Source organism: Algoriphagus yeomjeoni, assembly GCF_049821175.1.
GTDB lineage: Bacteria > Bacteroidota > Bacteroidia > Cytophagales > Cyclobacteriaceae > Algoriphagus > Algoriphagus yeomjeoni_A.
Genome location: NZ_CP187512.1, coordinates 1,033,126 through 1,051,407, shown reverse-complemented (window position 1 = coordinate 1,051,407; position 18,282 = coordinate 1,033,126). Strand labels below are relative to the sequence as shown.

The window sequence follows — 18,282 nt, the reverse complement described above, 5'->3', positions numbered from 1 at the left end:
TCTTATGATCAAATTTGTAATTGGATTTTTAGCGGCACTGTTACTCCTTGGTGGTATCTGGCTTTTTGTTAACAATAAAAACGAAGAAGCCGAACTGCAAGCTAATTCTTCCATGATACAGCAGCAGATACAACAAGTGGGTAAATTAATCGTAACAGAAGCCTATTATTCTCAGGTTTTCACTTACAAAAACTCCCAGAAACTTTTTCTAAACCTAGTCAGCGCAGATAAAAAGGCATTGATCATCGCTAAGGCGAAGGCTACGGTAGAATATGATTTGCGTCAGATGGAAACTGAAATTGATATAGAAAACAAAACCGTTACCATAGTTAGAATCCCCGAGCCAGTGGTCAATGTGTATCCTGAGTTCGAATACTACGATGTAACCCAGGATTACCTTAATCAATTTGAAGGCAAGGATTACAACAAGATCAAAACCAGCATAACGGCTCAGTTTCGCAAGAAAATCGATGAATCCACTCTTAAGTCTGATGCCCAAGATCGCTTGATGAGCGAACTGCTCAACATTTTCATCCTCACCAAATCATTGGAATGGACACTTGTCTATAACGAAGAAGTGATCGAAAATGAAGAGCAATTAATTTCTCCTAAAAAGTAATCTTTCAGCTAAAGGATTGGAGCTTGCCAAGTTTCATATACTCCTTTGATTGAGTCACCAATTCCTTTGGTATCACGATTAACAATTGCAACCCCCAGAAGCAGAATTGCTGCAGCTACATTCAGGCCCTTTTGAATATTGTTGAGCTTCTTGATTGAATCCTGAATCTCACCAGCAATTGAATTTATTTTGGCTAAAGAATCAATGGTTTCATCCATAATCAGAGTGGTAGAAAAAGCCAAAATATCCTCACCTGTCTGAAGCAACATATTTTGAGTTTCGCTTAGCTCCTTATTTTCTTCAAAGGAAAGCTTATCCCAGTTTTCATACCTGAAGTCACCAATTGCCTTTGCCAAATTGTAAAAATTATCAGACAATTGGGTTGCTTGATCGGAAGTCAAATTGGCCATAGTATCAGTGGTTAAGTTTATTGAATTCGGAGATTAGAACTTTAATGTTACTAGAGTATCCTTTTGCTAAGTTTTGGAGACTTTTGACTGATAGTTCATTTCTATTGTCATATAATACCTGGTGCCCTTTTGCTATTTCCTTCAGACTTTTTCCAAATACCTCAAGCTCCATTTCTTTCCGCTTAATTTCCCCTAAAGCTTGATAATAATCTGCTGTTGCTTGCCCTTTTTCGTATTCTGAAATCACAGTTCTACTCATTTTCATATCCATGTAATAGGCATACAATCGCTCTCGCTTGAATCTCAATTCACCTTTGAGATTGGTACTGACGATCACTTCAAACTTTTCCAGCAAAATCTGAATGGGCTCATTTGCTTCTTCTATATATTTTGCCAGCTTCTTTCTCCGGTAAAAATCAGTAGAGGCTCTCAGAAGTGTATTCGAAAGACTTGAAAAAGCGGAAGCAGTTCGCGCATCGATTTGAAGAGGACCTACTTCTTGGGAAGTGAGAGCTCCTATTAAAGCTTCGCTACTGTAGGTTGTGAGTTCATTTTGTGAAAGCTGCCCAAGCCCTTCGAAATACCCCCCTATTGTATTGTAAAACACCTGAGCGACACTGTCAGCTTCTTCATAGAGAGCACAGGTACACTCTTGGGCTCTTTTTATTTCGTACAATCTAATAGCTTCTTCAGCACACCTATCCAGGCAATGCTGCAAAAAGGAATAGTCTATTTGTTCAAAATTCTTGATGCTTTCTATAGAGGAAGCTGTAAAATCACCAACAGACTTGAGGTTGACGCAGCTAGCTAATGACAAGGCAAAAAGAATGAGTGTTAGCCTACTTTTTAAAAGGTATTTCTTCATCATGTACTATTTTAAAAATGGTTGATTGAATCAACGCTTTCCTAGCTATAAAAACTTACATAGGATTTAGCCTCAATAAGATAGCAAGAAATTTTAAAGTTTTATACTATACTGATGCTATCAATATTTCACGCTGGAAATATCCTATAATCAGAAAAAAAGAGACAGAAAAATGGACTACCAATCCACTCTTCTGTCTCTAGATTATTTCAGTTTTTGAAAAAAATTATTCTCGACTAGTCGAATACTTACTTTCTATAATTAGACTGTCTTTCCACCATCCAGCCAGGATACTGCATTGGAAGTGGACTGATTTTATCAATTTTCCTCAGATCATCTTCAGTCAAAAGCAGTTGCGTGGAATCTACATTATCCTTTAACTGAGCCAGCGTTTTTGCTCCGATGATTGTGCTGGTAACTCCCTGCTGCTGTCTAACCCAAGCTAAGGCAACTTGAGCGATACTTGCATCATGAATTTTGGCTAAATCTGACATTATATCCACCAAATCATACGCTTTTTCTTTGTCTATTGGAGGGAAATCAAAACTCGCCCTTCTAGAATCAGCATCAGCACCTTCCCTGGTAAACTTGCCTGTCAAAAACCCTCCTGCTAATGGGCTCCATGGGAAAATAGCGATGTTATGGTCGACTGCCATCGGAACTAATTCATGCTCAATATCCCGGCTCACAGCAGAGTAATAATACTGAAGACCCATGAATTTGTGCAATCCCTGGTAATGTGCAATCGCCTGAGCTTTGGCAACCATCCAAGCTGGCCAGTTGCAAATTGCGATGTATCGAACTTTGCCGGATTCCACAATGTCATTGAGAGAGCGAACGATTTCTTCTAGTGAGGTCAGCGGATCAACTCCGTGAACATATAGAATATCGACGTAATCCATTTGAAGCCTTTTTAAGCTAGCTTCTACTGAATTGAAAATGTTGTATCTAGAGAGTCCGGCACTATTTGGTTTGTCCTTCATCTTTGCCAGAAGTTTAGTAGCGACTACCACTTCATCTCTAGGCACATCAATATCCAATAATCCCTGACCCAAAAGTTGTTCAGACTGACCAAAGGAATACACGTTTGCAGTATCGATAAAATTGATTCCGGATTCGACTACGGCAGTAAGCATTTCATTTACTTCCTTTTGCTGTAGTTTACCGATTTTAGCCCACATATCCTCTTGCTGACCTCCAAAAGTCATGGTTCCAAAGCAAAGTTCGGATACCAATAAGCCGGTATTCCCGACAGAATTGTACTTCATAATGTTGTTATTTTGTGCTTAAAAAAAGAGTTACGTCTTGTAAACAGGAGACTACTTAAAACAGTTTCTTGTAAGTTCTCTTCTCCCAATATTTTAATTTCCCTTTATTCTCGGATTTTACTAACCTGTAGCTCTCCGGAATCTCCTCACAGGCTCCACAATAAGTCACAATTCTAGTTTCGGCTGGAGTCTGATCAAACTTTTCCCGTAGCAATTGAATATACTTTTGATGAGCTAATTCATCCAAACCCTGCTGTGTGTCTAGTTTATCTTTGGGATTAATAAACTCTTCAAAAGCATTGAAAAAATAGAAGGAATCATAGTCTTTAAAATCAACATCAATTAAATCATCATGAAGGAAATTTAGGTTTTGCAGCCCTAGGTTTTTCGAGATTTTTCTAGAAAGCAGAACCAAATTTTCCCTTTGCTCCACTCCCACTATATCCGCACTGGACGATAACGCAGCTACTAGGCAAAATTTTCCAGACCCAGACCCCAAGTCCAGGACTACATCCCGCACACCTTCAGTTAAAAACTTTATGGCTTTTTTAGCTATTTCAACTGGAGTCCAATGTGTACTGGAAAGGTTCTGCATTTTGATAGGATAAAGTGCATTGATCACTTCATCAGTTAATTTCACTCCGTCTTGGGTAAATGAAACGCTCATTTCATATTATTTACTCGAATGTAATTTTAAGAACTTCGGCATAAAGTTATTGCTAATTACCCTATTTCATTTTGGAAATATATCTTTATAAAAATCCTCTCAAACTTCAATGAAATACACCTTGCGGACTGTCCTATATTTTGCTTTAACTCTATGCCTTGTAATTTCATCTGCAGCAAAATCCCCAATACAGGAAAATAAAAATTCAATAACTGTCCCTCTAGGTGGAAACACCTTTCAAACAGCTGGAAGTGACCAAGAAAAAATTGGAGAAGCTGGAATATTGACTTGGTCAAATGCAGCGAGTGAATTCAGCGTTTATGTGAAATCTTCTGAAGAGAAAGCAGTGCTAATTTCCTTAGATATAGCTACACAGGAAGCTGATTCTGAAATAAGTATATCACTGAATAATACTCAAGATATCTCTATAAAAAAAGGACAATCCGGAAGCATAGAAGTAGGTGAATTTAAACTAACTGAGGGTTATAACGAGATCAAACTAAAAGGTATCAAAAAATCAGGGAATCACTTTGCTCAACTTAAAAGTCTCCTAATCTCCTACGAAGGAGAACTTGAATTAGCGTTTGTCAAAGACAATGATTCCAATCGCTTTTATTGGGGACGAAGAGGACCTTCTGTTCACCTGTCCTATACTTTACCTGAGAATAAAGACTTCAAATGGTTCTACAATGAAGTAACAGTTCCTGTAGGTTCCGATCCGATTGGCTCCTACTTTATGGCCAATGGCTTTGCTGAGGGATATTTTGGAATTCAAGTCAACTCTGAGACTGAGCGAAGAATTCTGTTTTCGGTTTGGAGTCCTTTCAAAACTGATAATCCAGGCGAAATTCCTGATGAGGAAAAAATCATTCTTCTGAAAAAAGGGGAAGATGTCTATACTGGTGAATTTGGAAATGAAGGTTCCGGTGGTCAGAGCTTTCTCAGGTATAACTGGAAGGCGGGAAAAACTTATCGCTTTCTTAACTCTGTGGAGCCTGATGGTAAAGGAAACACGATTTACACTGCCTATTTCATGGATCCTGAAGAAGGAAAATGGATGCTAATTGCTTGTTTTTTAAGGCCTAAAACAGATACTTGGAATAAGAGACCTCATTCATTTCTGGAGAATTTTGTGCCAGAATCTGGTCACCTTGAACGCACAGCCAATTATGGAAACCAATGGGCTGCTGATGAGAATGGGAATTGGATAGAATTAACTGAAGCAAAATTTACAGGTGATGATATCGCTAAGCGAGGCTATAGAATGGACTATGCGGGAGGAGAAAAATCGGGACAGTTTTATCTAAAAAATGGAGGTTTTTTCGATAAAAATGAGAAATTAAATAGTATACACCGTAGAAAACTAACTGGTCTTGAACCAAAAATCAACTTTAAAAAACTTCCATAGTTTAGCTCTTAATCTAACAAAAAACATCAGCTAATTCTGGACTAAAATCCAAAATCAGCTGATGGTACAATTGCTAGAAATTTAAAATTATAGGGCGATTAGCTTTCAATTCTTTGCCTTATCTTCCTTGAATTCCCCATTTTTCAAATAAAGCGAATTTTCCAAATTGGCGATAATGGCATCATACGCTTCACCGTTTCCATCTTCGTCATTTGGCCCTACTTCTACCAATCCATCACCATTTCCATCAGATACAAGATTAGGATCTATACCTTCAAGAAGTGTGTCTAGGTACAAAGTCAAATACAAGTAAATCGATCCAGCTACTTCAATACCCTTGTTGAACTGAATACTGACCTCATCCTCTAAATCAATATAAAGTTGAGCAGGCGTGTCAAACCACTGGGCTCTTACAAAAAGAGACAGCCCGTGGATATCATCATCTTCAGGTACATTTTCGGCTTGAACTAGGTCAAAGTTTAGTTTGCCGTACACCCCGTCATAAGCCATTGCCGTAGCAATTAATGGCTCATAAATATTTCCATCTTCGAGTAAAGTAATTACTTGTGGAGAATTCTCCCTTACCTGTACAATGCTTGGTTTCTTGCTGTTATCATTGGTTCCGCGAAGAATCAATTTGAGATTATCGATAGAAACCTTAATATCCGAAATCTCAAAGTTTCCATAAATTAAGTTATTGGTACGTGCACCTGTGTCTCCTTCCCCGGTATCAATAGTTGCCAATATCTTTACTTCGCTCTTCGGATAATTAGGCATTTCATCTTTTTCTGTACAAGCAACCGCTAATATCCCTGCAGAAGCAGCTAATAGGATGGTTTTAAAACTGTTTTTTCTGTTCATAATAGTTGTGATTAAGTTCATAAATAGATTAAAGGGTAGTGTTTTATAGTTATAATGCTTTCCATTTTACCTGCTCAAATATGCCTTCGGTCACATGGATCAGGGTATCATTTTCGGTATCCAAAGCTGAAAAGTTGAAGGTTCCTGAGATTTCTTGCGCTTCAAGATCAATTTCTGAAATGGTCAAAGTCATTTCATCCGTATTGTAAGAGCTGGCTTTGAATACGTTTTCATCGGAATTCGCAGAAATTCTTTTTTCTACAGCTCCTTTGGCTCCTTTAAAGGTGCTGGACACATCATCAACCAAAATCCAATCAGTGAAGACATCTCCTGGCTGAACATCCACTATAGCTTCACCAGCCAGTTGAATACCCATTGCTAAGGCTTTCTTGTCATCTTCTATCTGAATTCCATAGATGGTCAGTAAAAAATCAGTACTGGAGGAATCCAATTCTGCTTTCAGAAATTCAGAAGCCAGTATGCCCTTGCCTCCTTCTACTTTAAAAGCCTCTCCATTCAACATAGCACTGATTACACCAGCATTTGTTTTATCGGGTATGATTTCCTCTAATGCATCGCAACTACATAATCCAAAAGAAAATAGGCCTAGAAATAAAATGAGTTTATGGGTTTTATCTGACATAATTTGAGAGCAATTAGCAGTGGAAGGTTTAGACACTAGAAAACTAAAATTGTACGCATTCTTCACGTTCTGAGGAATAAATACACATAAATTTCGATTCGTACAGAATTAAATTCCATTAAACAGCTTGTTTGCGTACGTCAGCAAGCTATTTCATATACAGAGCTCACAAGCCATGCCATGGAATAAACAGTTCTGAAATTGAAAAGACTGGCTTCTATTACTGTATTACATGAGAGATCATGCAGCTGTTATTTTTAAACCAGAGTTCATGGACTTTTAAAAAATTGATTTGGAAAACTAAATCGCACAGTGTTATTTCATTTTATGCGCCACAAATTAGTATCCTCGGAATTATCCATAGAGGTAAATGAGATAGGAATAGAGCTCAGCTCTATCAAATCAAATCATACAAATGCTGAGTACATCTGGCAGGGAAACCCCAACATTTGGAAAGGCCAAGCACCAGTGCTTTTTCCAATAATTGGAGCGCTAAAAGATGGGAATACTATGATCCTTGGCAAGAAATATGAAATGCCAAAGCATGGCTTGGTTCGCAATTCCACAAAACCCAAACTAATTGGGAAAACGGATACAACCCTTCGGTTTCGCTTTTCTTGGAATCAAGAAACGATGCGGAATTATCCCTTCAAATTCCAATTAGACATACTTTTCACACTAGAAAACAAGACTCTAAAAGTTGAGCATATCATCTCAAATCTGGGAGAAGAGGCCATGTTTTACTCTATTGGAGCTCATCCAGGTTTTAACTGTCCTCTGAAGGATGGAGAAGAATATGAAGACTATTTTGTGGAATTTGATCAGAAAGAAACAGATTCAACTTGGTTGGTTGAAGAAAACGGATTGATTGGACTGGATCAAAAATTAGTGTTGAATAACACAGACAAACTTCCACTGAACAAGAATCTATTCGATAATGATGCCTTGATTTTCAAAAATCTCAAATCTCGAAAAGTTAGTCTTAGCCACAAAAGCAGAGGATCAATACTGTCTGTTAAATTCGATGATTTCAACTACTTAGGAATCTGGGCGAAACCCGGAGCTCCTTTCGTGTGTATTGAACCTTGGCTCGGTATAGGAGATAGCATCAACTCCAACCAAAAAATCGAAGAGAAAGATGGGATCTTAAAATTGGAACCTCATCAAAGTGACTCTAAAAGCTATGAAATCACCATATTAGACTAGATCAAAAGGTTTCCTTATAAAAAGAAAGGCTGACCCAAATTATGGATCAGCCTATTTTTTTGAAAAAGAACTGGTCTAATTACTTAGCCCATTCGATGTAGTCTCGGTTGACTTGCCCATCCATTACGTTCTCATTGGAATAGATGATGATTCTATATTTGAAAGTAGCGGATTCTCCTTGAGCTAGTTTGAAGTTCAGTTCATCCTTGCCGTCACTTAAAGCTTTTTGCCCTAATGGATTGGCGGCAAACAAACCATATCCTCTTGCATGCCAATAGGTTGGATACCCTGGGTTAGACGGAAAATCTAAGATAGCAACAGAAATATTTTCATCTCCAATCTTACCGCTTAGGCTTACCCAATCGCCACGGGTGCCCCATACGTCATCACCTGTGATGCCTTCGCTACTAAGGTACATGCCCGTGATCCCTTCATTATTCATAGTAGGGACATCGGTAGCTTTTCCGGAAGCATCGGTAAAAATCTCTGGCTTATTGGATGGATGCTCTAGTTGTCTAGCTGTACGAAGACCAAGCATTCCTTCCTTATTATCAGTCAGCTTCACTTCTCCATTTGGAGCTGTAAGTGTGGCAATTCGATCAATGGTTCTCTGATCGTCTTTACCTCTGAAAATAAATGTGGTATTCTCAGTCAAAAGAACTTCTCCTTGATCATTCATCCAATCTAGGCTCACTTCCAGAACGCCTTCTTCATTTCCACTTTTGACTGAATTGATGGACTTATGAACAATATGACCATACTTAGTTTTGTCAGTTATGGCCGCAGAATTATTCCAGAAATCCAATCCATTCACATCCCCATAATTAAACCATAAGCCTAAGTGGTGCGGATGATCCACTCGTTCTCCTGGTCTTGGAGTGATTGGCCAGCCTCTGGTGATAGCGGTACCGTTTGCTGTATTGATTGGATACAAAACCGGCTTCTCCAGAGAATCTGGGTACATATAAGAAGTAAAAAACTTCCCATCAATGATGACATCTACTTTCTTAGCTGCTTCATCTTGAACCAGTTGTATTCTGTCTTCCATTGGTTCGGAGTCTGATTCTTCGGCTTTTTCCTCGGCACCGCCACATGCAAAAGATAGTGCTGATAAGGCAATTACAGCAGAGTATTTAAAGAGTTTATTTTGATTGCACATTGTTTGTAAATTCTAGATTTAAAGTTTTAGACTATAATTTATGAGCATATAAAAGCAATTTATCTGATCATTTAGATTTTTTTAATTTATTAAATAATGCCAATTGTTCTTTAAGAGCAGCTACTCTATCAGCTGGCTCAGTACGGGCTTCCAATAGGATCCAACCATCGTACTTGATGTCGTTGAACAGTTTGAAAAGCTCAGGATAGGGATAATCTCCTTCGTTGAACTCCCGGACATGAACGGTGTCCCCAAACCACTTTTTGACAGAATTGAAATTAGCTTCAAGGCCAGGGGGAAGAAGATCCTCGGCGTTGCAATTCCAGCAAATCTTAACCGCAGGTTCTGTTACTTGATCAAAGATTGCTTTCATATTCGGAAGCTCTTGTGTCAAATTTCCATGAACTTCTACTCGAACCAGCTGTCCATGCTCAGCCGCAAAATTCCCAATTTCATTGAAGGAGTCAGCGATCTGAGCAATTGTTTTTTCCTTAGGAACATCAGCAGGAAGATTATTCGGCTTTACCTTAATTCCAGTAGCTCCAATGTCTTTGCAAAGTTTGATGTACTCCTTGGTACCCTCAATGTTTTTGCGAACCACTGCTGGATCAGGACTATGGTATTCGAAATTGCTTCCGTATCCCAAACAAGTCACTTTACTATCTTCAAACCGCTTTTTGACATCAGCGCGCTCGGCTGCAGTCAAGCTTGTTTCCACTCCATGAGCATGCTCGGTACGAAGCTCCACTCCTAGCACTCCAGCTTTTTCACAGTTTGCTATTAGTGTTGGCAAATCCCAATCCCTACCCCATTGGTAAGTTACCATGCCGAATTTCATGCCTGATTTTGCCATGGAAAATGCATCAAAAGGAATTTGCAAAGCAGCCAAGCTCAAAGTTGCGGCTGCACTTTTCTGTATAAAATCTCTTCTAGAATTACTCATTGACTCTTATGTGTTTGTAAGGATTATAGTTGTAGAAAGTTGAGATTATACCTTGCTGGGAACAGTGTAAGGATCACGATAATCGCGGGTGAGCATTTTATCTGCCTCTTTATCCTTGACAAATTTTTCAGTAGCTCCGTCAAATCGTAATTCTCGGCCAGTTAGATAAGACACATTAGCAATCAATGGAAGTACTGAGGACTTAAAACCTTCCTCTATGTCGCAATGTAGCGTCTCGTTGTTCCCAGCTCTGATTGCATCAAGGAAGTTGGCATAATGCTCGGCTCCTCCCGGTGCTGCCAAGACTTGATTGCTTGGAGCTGGCGCAGCTTCTTTTTTGGACTGGGCAAAAGGCTCTGCTTCTTTCTCACGAAATGCTTTCCAAGTCCCACCATCCAGTTCTAAATATCCTTTGGTGCCATAAAAAATATTTCCAATATGTATGTCTAAACTAGATTCACCATTAGTATATCTTCCTCTCGTTTCAAATTCGAGCATAGTTCCGTCTGCATATTTGAATGTTGAAGTTTGCGTATTTGGAGTTTCCTGAGAGCATTCGGTTGGATCAATCCCGTAAATTCCACCTGCTGAATATACAGAAACAGGATGTTCATTCTTGTTCATCCCCCAGCGAGCTACGTCAAATTGATGCGGCCCCTGATTACCGGTATCGCCATTTCCAGTTGCCCAGTGCCAATGCCAGTTGTAGTGTACTTTCTTTTCATTGTATGGAATCATCTCTGCCGGACCTCTCCAATAATCGTAGTGTAAGGATGCTGGAGGAGCACTATCTGGCACTTTACCAAAAGAATCCCGTGGCTTGAAGCAAGTTCCCCGAGCCATATATACATCTCCTATTCCTCCTCCGTGGAGGAATTCCATCGCTTCCATCACATTGGCAATTGATCTGTTTTGGAAACCTACCTGCACTCTGCGATCATATTTGCGGGCAGCCTCTACCATTTTTCTACCTTCCCAGACGTTGTGACTGGCGGGCTTTTCTATGTAAACATGTTTTCCAGCTTGGCAAGCCCATATGGTAGCCAGCGCATGCCAGTGATTAGGAATAGCCATAGAAAGGGCATCTAATTCCTTATCTTCTAAGACCTTCCTTACATCCCATTCTGTCGTCGGGGTAATGCCTGTTTTGTCTATGACAACCCTCGATTTCTCTGAGAAATATTGTTCGTCAGCATCACAAAGAGTCTTCAGCCTTACATTTCGGTTGTCTTTTAATGCGCACCACTGGTTGATGTGATTGCTTCCTTGTCCGCGGATTCCGACCACGGCGATGTTGATTCGCTCATTTGCTCCAATGATAGAAGCATAGGATTTGGCACTCATACTCATTCCAGCCATGGCTATGCCGGCAGTGCCCAAGAGACTTTTCTTAATGAACTCTCTTCGTTTTTCCATTTCAAGTTATGGTTATAGGGTTATTGTTTTTTCTTAGAATCCTGACTGATTATTCCTTAATTCCAAAAGAATACAGTATTTCAGCTATGAATTTTTAATCTAAACATTCTCTTTCTAGCAATCAATAGTAATTATTTGTACACCTGAATTACTTGTGCAAACGATTGCTTTATTACTTCCGGTTTAGTTTAAGTTACTTTTAAAATTTTAAATTCTAATGATAGCCAGATGATAGACAGGTGTTTTAGACTGGATTGGCTATTCCTTTCTTTTGCATTCGCATGTAATTTACGGTAGTAGTATCACTGCTTATGGTGATATTTTAGATTATCACCGTAAATGGTGATATTTGAAATTATGATAGCAATTATTACAGGTGATATAATCAATTCCCGAGAGCTCAAAAGTCAGGATATCTGGCTCAAGCCTTTTAAAGAATTGCTAAAAAACTGGGACAGACTCCAAAGCAATGGGAAATTTTTAGAGGTGATAGTTTTCAATTGGAAATCTCAGATCCTGTCGAAAGTTTACTCGCAGCACTTCAAATCAAAGCGCTTATAAAAAGTCTTCCCTATCCTGAGGAAAATAAAAGAAGCTCTCCTGTAGACGTGCGTATGGCAATAGGAATAGGTGCAAAAACGCACGACGCAGAGAGAATTTCAGAAAGCAACGGAGAGGTGTTCGTAAGATCAGGAGAAAAATTTGAGCAACTGAAAGGCGAAATGATCACCCTTGCAATCAACTCTCCTTGGGCAGAATGGAATGACGAGATGAACCTTTACCTGAAACTAGCTGGAATTCAAATGGATAGCTGGTCCATATCATCGGGTGAATTAATGTCAGAAATGCTATCGAATCCAGATCGCACACAGGCGCAGATTGGAGAAATCCTTCACATCAACCAAAACTCCGTGAGCAAACGATACAAGGCTGCAAACGGAGAAGATATCCTCGCTATGGAGAAATTATTCAGAAAGAAACTCAGCAAAGCTATTTCCAATTAAATGAACCCAAACACGGAACTGGACTCGATCCAGCTGAATTTTTCACCCAGTGATTTACTATTACTGAATTTAGCTCTCGCACTGATCATGTACGGCGTAGCGTTGGACCTGAGATTTGAGGATTTTAAATACTTGGCTAAAAACCCAAAGGGATTCTTTTTGGGCGTATTCTCACAATTTATTCTCTTGCCATTTCTCACCTGGTGCCTAGTCCTGATCATGAAACCGCCGCCATCAGTTGCTTTAGGAATGTTCCTCGTGGCAGCTTGCCCCGGGGGGAATGTCTCCAATTTCCTTACCAGCCTTGCTAAAGGAAACACGGCTCTTTCAGTAAGTTTGACAGGCTTTTCCAGCATGCTTTCTATCATCAGCACGCCATTGAATTTCGCGTTGTGGGCAAGTTTTTATGCTCCCACCAAGCTATTACTAAAGGAAATCAGCTTAGACTATTCCGATACTTTCATCACAGTAGCCTTGATCCTGGGTGTCCCTTTAATTTTAGGAATTTTCACTCACAAATACGCTTCTAATTTTGCCGAGAAAGCCTCCAAAATCCTTAAGCCCCTCAGCATTCTGATTTTTGCAGCTTTTGTGGTCATTGCTTTTGCAGGAAATTTCGATCTCTTCACCGAGTACATTTCCCAGATTTTCCTTTGGGTGCTGGCTCATAATATTGTAGCGTTAGGCTCAGGCTTTTTTACTGGCAAAATTTTCAGATTGCCACTGCCAGATATAAAAACGATGACCATAGAAACTGGCATTCAAAATTCAGGTTTGGGACTAGTTTTGATATTTACATATTTTGATGGCCTTGGCGGAATGGCTATTATTACGGCTTGGTGGGGCATCTGGCATCTAATATCAGGTATGACCATCGCAAGTCTTTGGAAATCAAAAAGCTGAATAAAACAGGCTGTGAAACGCTAAATAATCAATGCAATATTTAATTAATGAATTCCTTCGCACCCTGGTAATGATTTCTTTGAAGGGATACTTCAATAAAATAGTCATCGAAGGAAAGGAAAACATTCCAAAAAACACTCCCATCCTACTCGTTGCAAACCACCAAAATGCATTGATTGACCCGCTCCTTTTAGCTACTCACACTGGTCTTAAGCCTTCTTTTTTGACTCGTGCATCAGTCTTTAAAAAATCCTTTGTAGCCAAATTGCTCAATTTCATCCACATGTTACCTGTTTACCGGGTTCGTGATGGATTTTCAACTATACAACAAAACCAAGGGACATTTGACCAAACCTATGAAGTCCTTCGTAAAAACGGATCTGTAATTATTTTTGCCGAAGGCAGCCATAGTCTAAACAGAAATCTACGCCCACTTAGTAAAGGTTTTACCAGAATAGCTTTTGGTTTCAAAGAAAAATATCCTGGAACAACTCCCGTGATCCTGCCGGTAGCCTTGGATTATAGCGCACATAAAAGATCAGGAAGTATAGCCAGAGTCAGCATAGGAAAAGTGATTCCGGTGGATATGCCGCCAGCAAAATCTGGTTTGCTTACCAAATCAGTCCAAGCAGCACTTGCAAATCTAGTGGTCGAGATTCCTGATGAAAATTATGATGCACAACTAGAAAAACTGATTGAAAATCAAGTAGATGTAAGTTCCAGAGAAGATGTAGAAGTATTTTTGAAAACTGGTCAGGTTCCAAAGCCAGTGAAACCAGCAACAGGATTGACGAATAAATTGATGAAGATTTTCAACTTTCCTTTATACTGGCTTTGGCTATTGAAAAAACCAGGAGTGAAAGATCCAGTATTCTCGTCTACATGGAAGTTTTTGATAGGTTTTGCGCTAGCCCCCGCCTATTATTTAATGTTAATCTGGCTTGCAACGAGCAGCTCGCTGGGTTCTTGGGCATTGGCATTTTTGATAATGGCGTTAGTTTCTGTCATCATTAATAAGAACCCTCAGGAATAAAGACCGGTTTGACCAAATATTCTTTGGGATATTTTATAACTTTGAAAGAAGAGAATAACCCAAATTATAACTAACCATGAGTCAAGACTTCTTGCCTTTAAAAGGCACCGATTATGTAGAATTGTATGTAGGCAACGCCAAACAATCTGCATTATACTATCAGTATGCATTTGGATATGAGTTGATTGCCTATGCTGGCCCGGAAACGGGTATTAAGGATAGAGCGTCCTATGTCCTAAAGCAGGATAAAATCAGACTGGTCCTCACCTCACCTCTTCATCCAGAGGGAGAAATCGCTGAGCACATAAAAAAACATGGCGATGGGGTGAAAGTATTAGCCCTATGGGTGGATGATGCAGAACAATCTTGGAAGGAGACCACCAAAAGAGGCGCAAAATCAGCTTCCGAACCCAAAAAGATTAGTGATGAACATGGCCATGTAGTGGTATCTTCAATCAAAACTTATGGCGAAACCATCCATACTTTTGTGGATAGAACTAACTATACGGGCATTTTCCTACCAGGATATCAACCTAGATCAAGTGCATATACTCCTCAATCAATTGGGCTGAAATACATAGATCACTGCGTAGGAAATGTAGAACTAGGTGAAATGAATCGTTGGGTGGAATTCTATGAAAATGTCATGGGATTCAAACTGCTGATCACGTTTGACGATGAAGATATTTCAACTGAATATTCAGCTCTGATGTCCAAGGTAGTTTCCAATGGAAATGGCTACGTCAAATTCCCGATCAATGAACCTGCCGCTGGCAAAAAGAAATCTCAGATCGAAGAATACCTTGATTTCTATCGCGGCCCAGGTGTACAGCACATGGCGATTGCGACGGATGACATCATTCATACCGTAACAGAATTGCGAAAAAGAGGAGTAGAATTTCTGGAGGTCCCTTCCTCCTACTACGATGATTTACTGGATCGTGTGGGCAAAATAGATGAAGATCTGCAGCCTTTGAAAGATCTGAATATCCTGGTGGATCGAGATGATGAGGGATATTTACTTCAGATTTTCACCAAACCTGTACAGGATAGACCAACACTTTTCTTTGAGATTATCCAGCGAAAAGGAGCAAAATCCTTTGGAAAAGGCAATTTCAAAGCACTCTTCGAAGCCATAGAACGAGAACAAGGATTAAGAGGAAATTTATAAAATCAAGGCAAGGTCGGTTTCTTTAAACCGGCCTTTTTTTATTTTAATTCTGTGGGAAAAGGTATACTATTTTAAAAACAAAATGATTTTCTACAATGCTACCAATAGTTCAAAATGGCCTAGATTTCGCTCGGCCTCCGGGTTCGGTCTGGGGGTTATTGATAGATGGGGAAAGAAATGTGGTGGTTATTGAAGTAGAACAAATCAAAGCAAGTAATCTAAGTCAAAAGGAAGGTCTGTTGAATATCAGAAGGCTAGGTAATAATTCATCAGAAATACTGGCAAATCCCCTTGAAAAGTGAGTTAGAAAAGCATTTCAGAAACTTTCTTATCCAAAAAGCCAGAAAGTTATCCTTGCATTTTAATCCTATTCTTGAACAATGAAATCTTAGGGTCATCTCAAATTTGGGTTTTATTTTCCCAAACTGCGAGATGAAATTCAACTAAACCTAAAGGAGAATTTTTTCTTAAGAAAAAAGATTAGCCTTACTTCAGTTCTCTAGAAGGCAATTAAGTGAACTCCAAAGACCTAATCCATCTTTACAACCTCCAAATCTCTCCTCAAACCCCAGCTATATCCTCAAATCTTCTTCTTGGCATGTTTTTTTGACCTAAATAGAAAAAAGAAGTGAAATATGAGAATAGCAGAAATTCTAGGATACGATACCGAAAAAATATTCAATAAACTTTTAGAAAAATTAAATGGATGGCTAGATATTCTGATTAGTAACCTACCGAATTTTGTCCTAGCCATAATTCTCCTAGTCTCTACAATTTTTATTGCAAAATCAATAAAGAGATTATCAACTACCTATATCCAGAGAATTGGCACAAATGAAACTATTTCCAGATTTCTTGGGCAACTTATATACATCGGAGTACTTGTATTAGGAATCATGCTAGCCTTATCAGCTATGGATTTATCCAAAACTGTTTCATCTATTTTAGCTGGATTGGGTATTATTGGCTTGGCTTTAGGTTTCGCGTTTCAGGATACTGCTGCCAATTTCATTTCCGGTGTGTATATCACTTTTAATCAGCCTTACAAGATCGGCGATATAATTCGGACACACGATGGACATGAAGGCGAAGTAATAGATATCAACCTTCGTGTCACGAAAGTAAGGACCTACAACGGTCCAATCGTATATGTTCCAAATAGGTATTTATTCCAAGAATGCTTTACCAACTTTACTGAATTTGAAAAACGAAGAGTTCAAATTGAATGTGGCGTAAGCTATGGTGAAGATCTGGAACAAGTAGAAAAAATAGCGTTAGAAGCTGCTATGAATGTTACCACTCGTCTAAAGTCAGAGGAGCCAACACTTTTTTGGACTGGGTTCGGTGATAGCTCAATTAATTTCACATTGAACATCTGGTGTGCCTTTAATGATAACAATAAGGATTTTATACCAGTTAGGAATGAGGCAATTGTCACTCTCAAAAAAGCATTTGATAAAAATGGCATTACGATTCCATTCCCAATCCGTACGTTGGACTTTGGAATCAAAGGTGGGACACAGCTGAATAAACAACTATCAGGACTCTCAATTTCTCCACAGAATGGCTCTAGCAATAAGTAAAGAGCTTATGGAAACTGAAAAAACAATGACAAAAATTACGCCCTCGCGTTTTAAGATAACACATATCCCCAGTTTAATGCTGGAAAGTTTCAAGCAATGGAATAATGCAGATCCTTGGAGACTTAGTGCTGTGATTGCCTATTATGCAGTACTTTCTATGCCTGCTTTATTGGTTATTGTGATCAATACAGTAGGTGCAATTTGGGGAGTGGATATCGTAACAGGTCAATTAACCAATGAGTTATCTTCCGCATTAGGACCTGAGACTGCAGAGTTTCTGAGGTCTATGATAGAAGAAACTCAAACAAGCGGCAAGTCTATAGTGGCATCGGTTATAGGAATCGGAATCCTTATTTTTGGTGCTTCAGGGGTTTTCTTTCACCTGAAAATTTCTATCAATTCAATCTGGGGCCTGAAGCAGACGGATGATGTTAAATGGTATTATACTTTAGTCGAACGGGCAGTAAGTTTTGGGTTTGTATTAGTGCTAGGGTTTTTACTTCTAATAAGTTTTGTATTAACAGCCTTACTGTCATTCTTCAGTGATTTTATCAAAAGCATATTACCGGACTTTGTCGTTGTATTTGCTTTTGTAGTAGATTTCGCCATATCCTATGGGGTTGTTACTCTTCTGTTTGCACTAATATTCAAGTACTTACCTGATGCTAAAATCAAGTGGAAATCTGTTTGGATTGGTGCCTTATTGACCTCATTCCTGTTTTCAATTTCTAAATTTCTATTGGGAATATATTTTGGCGCAGCCGAGCCTGGATCTACCTACGGAGCCGCAGGATCAGTTATTTTGGTATTACTTTGGGTTTCCTATTCGTGTTTAATCTTCTTTTATGGAGCAGAGTTTACCAAAGTATTTTCCATTAGATATGGTTATGGCATAATTCCTAAAAAGCATTATTCTAGGATAAAAAAAAAAGAAGTAGTACTCAAAGGTGATTTCACTCCGGACCCAAAAGACCCATTACCCGTAGGTGAGGAGGATGATCTCGAGGATGATATGAAAAAGGATGCTTAGTATGAGGGAATTCTTCCAGACAAATAGACTGATTTCTTTCGGTCAAAAAAGTGTAAAATAGAGGCTAAAATCTCTGAAGTATCGCAATTTTTT

Annotated in this window: 19 protein-coding genes; 10 read left to right on the top strand and 9 right to left on the bottom strand. The window is 39.1% G+C overall.

The window, feature by feature from the left end:
- Positions 1 to 4 precede the first annotated feature (4 nt).
- The gene (locus tag ACPUEN_RS04250; protein WP_425638779.1) at positions 5 to 619 is read left to right on the top strand and encodes a DUF4230 domain-containing protein; all 615 of its coding nucleotides are present in this window, start codon (positions 5 to 7) and stop codon (positions 617 to 619) included.
- Positions 620 to 627: 8 nt separating this feature from the next.
- Here the strand turns inward: ACPUEN_RS04250 and ACPUEN_RS04245 are convergent, their stop codons facing one another.
- The 4 genes from ACPUEN_RS04245 to ACPUEN_RS04230 all read right to left on the bottom strand — a co-directional run bounded on the left by ACPUEN_RS04245 (position 628) and on the right by ACPUEN_RS04230 (position 3,829).
- Entirely contained in the window at positions 628 to 1,029 is a 402-nt protein-coding gene (locus tag ACPUEN_RS04245) for a hypothetical protein (protein WP_425638777.1), read from the bottom strand.
- Between the two features lie 4 nt (positions 1,030 to 1,033).
- Positions 1,034 to 1,897, bottom strand: a complete 864-nt coding sequence (locus ACPUEN_RS04240) for a hypothetical protein (RefSeq protein ID WP_425638775.1) — start codon at positions 1,895 to 1,897, stop codon at positions 1,034 to 1,036.
- A gap of 245 nt (positions 1,898 to 2,142) precedes the next feature.
- Positions 2,143 to 3,162 (bottom strand): aldo/keto reductase, encoded by a 1,020-nt coding sequence (locus tag ACPUEN_RS04235; protein ID WP_425638774.1) that lies wholly within the window; start codon positions 3,160 to 3,162, stop codon positions 2,143 to 2,145.
- Between the two features lie 55 nt (positions 3,163 to 3,217).
- On the bottom strand, positions 3,218 to 3,829 hold the full coding sequence (locus ACPUEN_RS04230) for a class I SAM-dependent methyltransferase (RefSeq protein ID WP_425638772.1): 612 nt from the start codon (positions 3,827 to 3,829) through the stop codon (positions 3,218 to 3,220).
- A 109-nt stretch (positions 3,830 to 3,938) separates the two neighbouring features.
- On the opposite strand from ACPUEN_RS04230, the gene ACPUEN_RS04225 reads away from it, so the two are divergent.
- Complete coding sequence (locus ACPUEN_RS04225; RefSeq protein ID WP_425638771.1) at positions 3,939 to 5,237, top strand: DUF3472 domain-containing protein; 1,299 nt, start codon at positions 3,939 to 3,941, stop codon at positions 5,235 to 5,237.
- Positions 5,238 to 5,342: 105 nt separating this feature from the next.
- Here the strand turns inward: ACPUEN_RS04225 and ACPUEN_RS04220 are convergent, their stop codons facing one another.
- On the bottom strand, positions 5,343 to 6,098 hold the full coding sequence (locus ACPUEN_RS04220) for a hypothetical protein (protein ID WP_425638769.1): 756 nt from the start codon (positions 6,096 to 6,098) through the stop codon (positions 5,343 to 5,345).
- A 49-nt stretch (positions 6,099 to 6,147) separates the two neighbouring features.
- Positions 6,148 to 6,741, bottom strand: a complete 594-nt coding sequence (locus ACPUEN_RS04215) for a DUF6252 family protein (RefSeq protein ID WP_425638767.1) — start codon at positions 6,739 to 6,741, stop codon at positions 6,148 to 6,150.
- A gap of 327 nt (positions 6,742 to 7,068) precedes the next feature.
- Here ACPUEN_RS04215 and ACPUEN_RS04210 point away from each other — a divergent pair, with 327 nt between their 5' ends.
- A complete protein-coding gene (locus ACPUEN_RS04210; RefSeq protein ID WP_425638766.1) occupies positions 7,069 to 7,947 on the top strand; it encodes an aldose 1-epimerase family protein in 879 nt (292 codons plus the stop codon).
- Positions 7,948 to 8,026: 79 nt separating this feature from the next.
- On the opposite strand, the gene ACPUEN_RS04205 is transcribed toward ACPUEN_RS04210, so the two are convergent.
- The 3 genes from ACPUEN_RS04205 to ACPUEN_RS04195 all read right to left on the bottom strand — a co-directional run bounded on the left by ACPUEN_RS04205 (position 8,027) and on the right by ACPUEN_RS04195 (position 11,465).
- Positions 8,027 to 9,106 carry a PmoA family protein gene (locus tag ACPUEN_RS04205; RefSeq protein WP_425638764.1) on the bottom strand — a complete coding sequence of 360 codons (1,080 nt, stop codon included), beginning with the start codon at positions 9,104 to 9,106 and terminating at the stop codon, positions 8,027 to 8,029.
- A gap of 67 nt (positions 9,107 to 9,173) precedes the next feature.
- Positions 9,174 to 10,049, bottom strand: a complete 876-nt coding sequence (locus ACPUEN_RS04200) for a sugar phosphate isomerase/epimerase family protein (protein WP_425638762.1) — start codon at positions 10,047 to 10,049, stop codon at positions 9,174 to 9,176.
- Between the two features lie 45 nt (positions 10,050 to 10,094).
- A complete protein-coding gene (locus ACPUEN_RS04195; protein ID WP_425638760.1) occupies positions 10,095 to 11,465 on the bottom strand; it encodes a Gfo/Idh/MocA family protein in 1,371 nt (456 codons plus the stop codon).
- A gap of 500 nt (positions 11,466 to 11,965) precedes the next feature.
- Here ACPUEN_RS04195 and ACPUEN_RS04190 point away from each other — a divergent pair, with 500 nt between their 5' ends.
- From ACPUEN_RS04190 to ACPUEN_RS04160, 7 genes are all read left to right on the top strand, one after another.
- On the top strand, positions 11,966 to 12,469 hold the full coding sequence (locus tag ACPUEN_RS04190) for a hypothetical protein (RefSeq protein ID WP_425638758.1): 504 nt from the start codon (positions 11,966 to 11,968) through the stop codon (positions 12,467 to 12,469).
- Positions 12,470 to 13,372, top strand: a complete 903-nt coding sequence (locus ACPUEN_RS04185) for a bile acid:sodium symporter family protein (RefSeq protein ID WP_425638756.1) — start codon at positions 12,470 to 12,472, stop codon at positions 13,370 to 13,372.
- Positions 13,373 to 13,403: 31 nt separating this feature from the next.
- Positions 13,404 to 14,405 carry a 1-acyl-sn-glycerol-3-phosphate acyltransferase gene (locus tag ACPUEN_RS04180; protein ID WP_425638755.1) on the top strand — a complete coding sequence of 334 codons (1,002 nt, stop codon included), beginning with the start codon at positions 13,404 to 13,406 and terminating at the stop codon, positions 14,403 to 14,405.
- A gap of 76 nt (positions 14,406 to 14,481) precedes the next feature.
- Positions 14,482 to 15,576, top strand: a complete 1,095-nt coding sequence (hppD, locus tag ACPUEN_RS04175) for a 4-hydroxyphenylpyruvate dioxygenase (RefSeq protein ID WP_425638753.1) — start codon at positions 14,482 to 14,484, stop codon at positions 15,574 to 15,576.
- Between the two features lie 95 nt (positions 15,577 to 15,671).
- Positions 15,672 to 15,878 carry a hypothetical protein gene (locus tag ACPUEN_RS04170; RefSeq protein WP_425638751.1) on the top strand — a complete coding sequence of 69 codons (207 nt, stop codon included), beginning with the start codon at positions 15,672 to 15,674 and terminating at the stop codon, positions 15,876 to 15,878.
- Positions 15,879 to 16,211: 333 nt separating this feature from the next.
- Positions 16,212 to 17,159: a mechanosensitive ion channel family protein gene (locus tag ACPUEN_RS04165; protein ID WP_425638749.1), complete on the top strand. Its 948-nt coding sequence runs from the start codon at positions 16,212 to 16,214 to the stop codon at positions 17,157 to 17,159.
- A 76-nt stretch (positions 17,160 to 17,235) separates the two neighbouring features.
- Positions 17,236 to 18,189, top strand: a complete 954-nt coding sequence (locus ACPUEN_RS04160) for a YihY/virulence factor BrkB family protein (RefSeq protein WP_425638747.1) — start codon at positions 17,236 to 17,238, stop codon at positions 18,187 to 18,189.
- Positions 18,190 to 18,282: the final 93 nt, after the last annotated feature.

Excerpts from the sequence above, each read along its gene's own strand:
- ACPUEN_RS04250 (WP_425638779.1), top strand. The coding sequence starts at position 5 with ATGATCAAATTTGTAATTGGATTTTTAGCGGCACTGTTACTCCTTGGT.
- ACPUEN_RS04245 (WP_425638777.1), bottom strand. The coding sequence starts at position 1,029 with ATGGCCAATTTGACTTCCGATCAAGCAACCCAATTGTCTGATAATTTT.
- ACPUEN_RS04240 (WP_425638775.1), bottom strand. The coding sequence starts at position 1,897 with ATGATGAAGAAATACCTTTTAAAAAGTAGGCTAACACTCATTCTTTTT.
- ACPUEN_RS04235 (WP_425638774.1), bottom strand. The coding sequence starts at position 3,162 with ATGAAGTACAATTCTGTCGGGAATACCGGCTTATTGGTATCCGAACTT.
- ACPUEN_RS04230 (WP_425638772.1), bottom strand. The coding sequence starts at position 3,829 with ATGAGCGTTTCATTTACCCAAGACGGAGTGAAATTAACTGATGAAGTG.
- ACPUEN_RS04225 (WP_425638771.1), top strand. The coding sequence starts at position 3,939 with ATGAAATACACCTTGCGGACTGTCCTATATTTTGCTTTAACTCTATGC.
- ACPUEN_RS04220 (WP_425638769.1), bottom strand. The coding sequence starts at position 6,098 with ATGAACAGAAAAAACAGTTTTAAAACCATCCTATTAGCTGCTTCTGCA.
- ACPUEN_RS04215 (WP_425638767.1), bottom strand. The coding sequence starts at position 6,741 with ATGTCAGATAAAACCCATAAACTCATTTTATTTCTAGGCCTATTTTCT.
- ACPUEN_RS04210 (WP_425638766.1), top strand. The coding sequence starts at position 7,069 with ATGCGCCACAAATTAGTATCCTCGGAATTATCCATAGAGGTAAATGAG.
- ACPUEN_RS04205 (WP_425638764.1), bottom strand. The coding sequence starts at position 9,106 with ATGTGCAATCAAAATAAACTCTTTAAATACTCTGCTGTAATTGCCTTA.
- ACPUEN_RS04200 (WP_425638762.1), bottom strand. The coding sequence starts at position 10,049 with ATGAGTAATTCTAGAAGAGATTTTATACAGAAAAGTGCAGCCGCAACT.
- ACPUEN_RS04195 (WP_425638760.1), bottom strand. The coding sequence starts at position 11,465 with ATGGAAAAACGAAGAGAGTTCATTAAGAAAAGTCTCTTGGGCACTGCC.
- ACPUEN_RS04185 (WP_425638756.1), top strand. The coding sequence starts at position 12,470 with ATGAACCCAAACACGGAACTGGACTCGATCCAGCTGAATTTTTCACCC.
- ACPUEN_RS04180 (WP_425638755.1), top strand. The coding sequence starts at position 13,404 with ATGCAATATTTAATTAATGAATTCCTTCGCACCCTGGTAATGATTTCT.
- hppD (WP_425638753.1), top strand. The coding sequence starts at position 14,482 with ATGAGTCAAGACTTCTTGCCTTTAAAAGGCACCGATTATGTAGAATTG.
- ACPUEN_RS04170 (WP_425638751.1), top strand. The coding sequence starts at position 15,672 with ATGCTACCAATAGTTCAAAATGGCCTAGATTTCGCTCGGCCTCCGGGT.
- ACPUEN_RS04165 (WP_425638749.1), top strand. The coding sequence starts at position 16,212 with ATGAGAATAGCAGAAATTCTAGGATACGATACCGAAAAAATATTCAAT.
- ACPUEN_RS04160 (WP_425638747.1), top strand. The coding sequence starts at position 17,236 with ATGCTGGAAAGTTTCAAGCAATGGAATAATGCAGATCCTTGGAGACTT.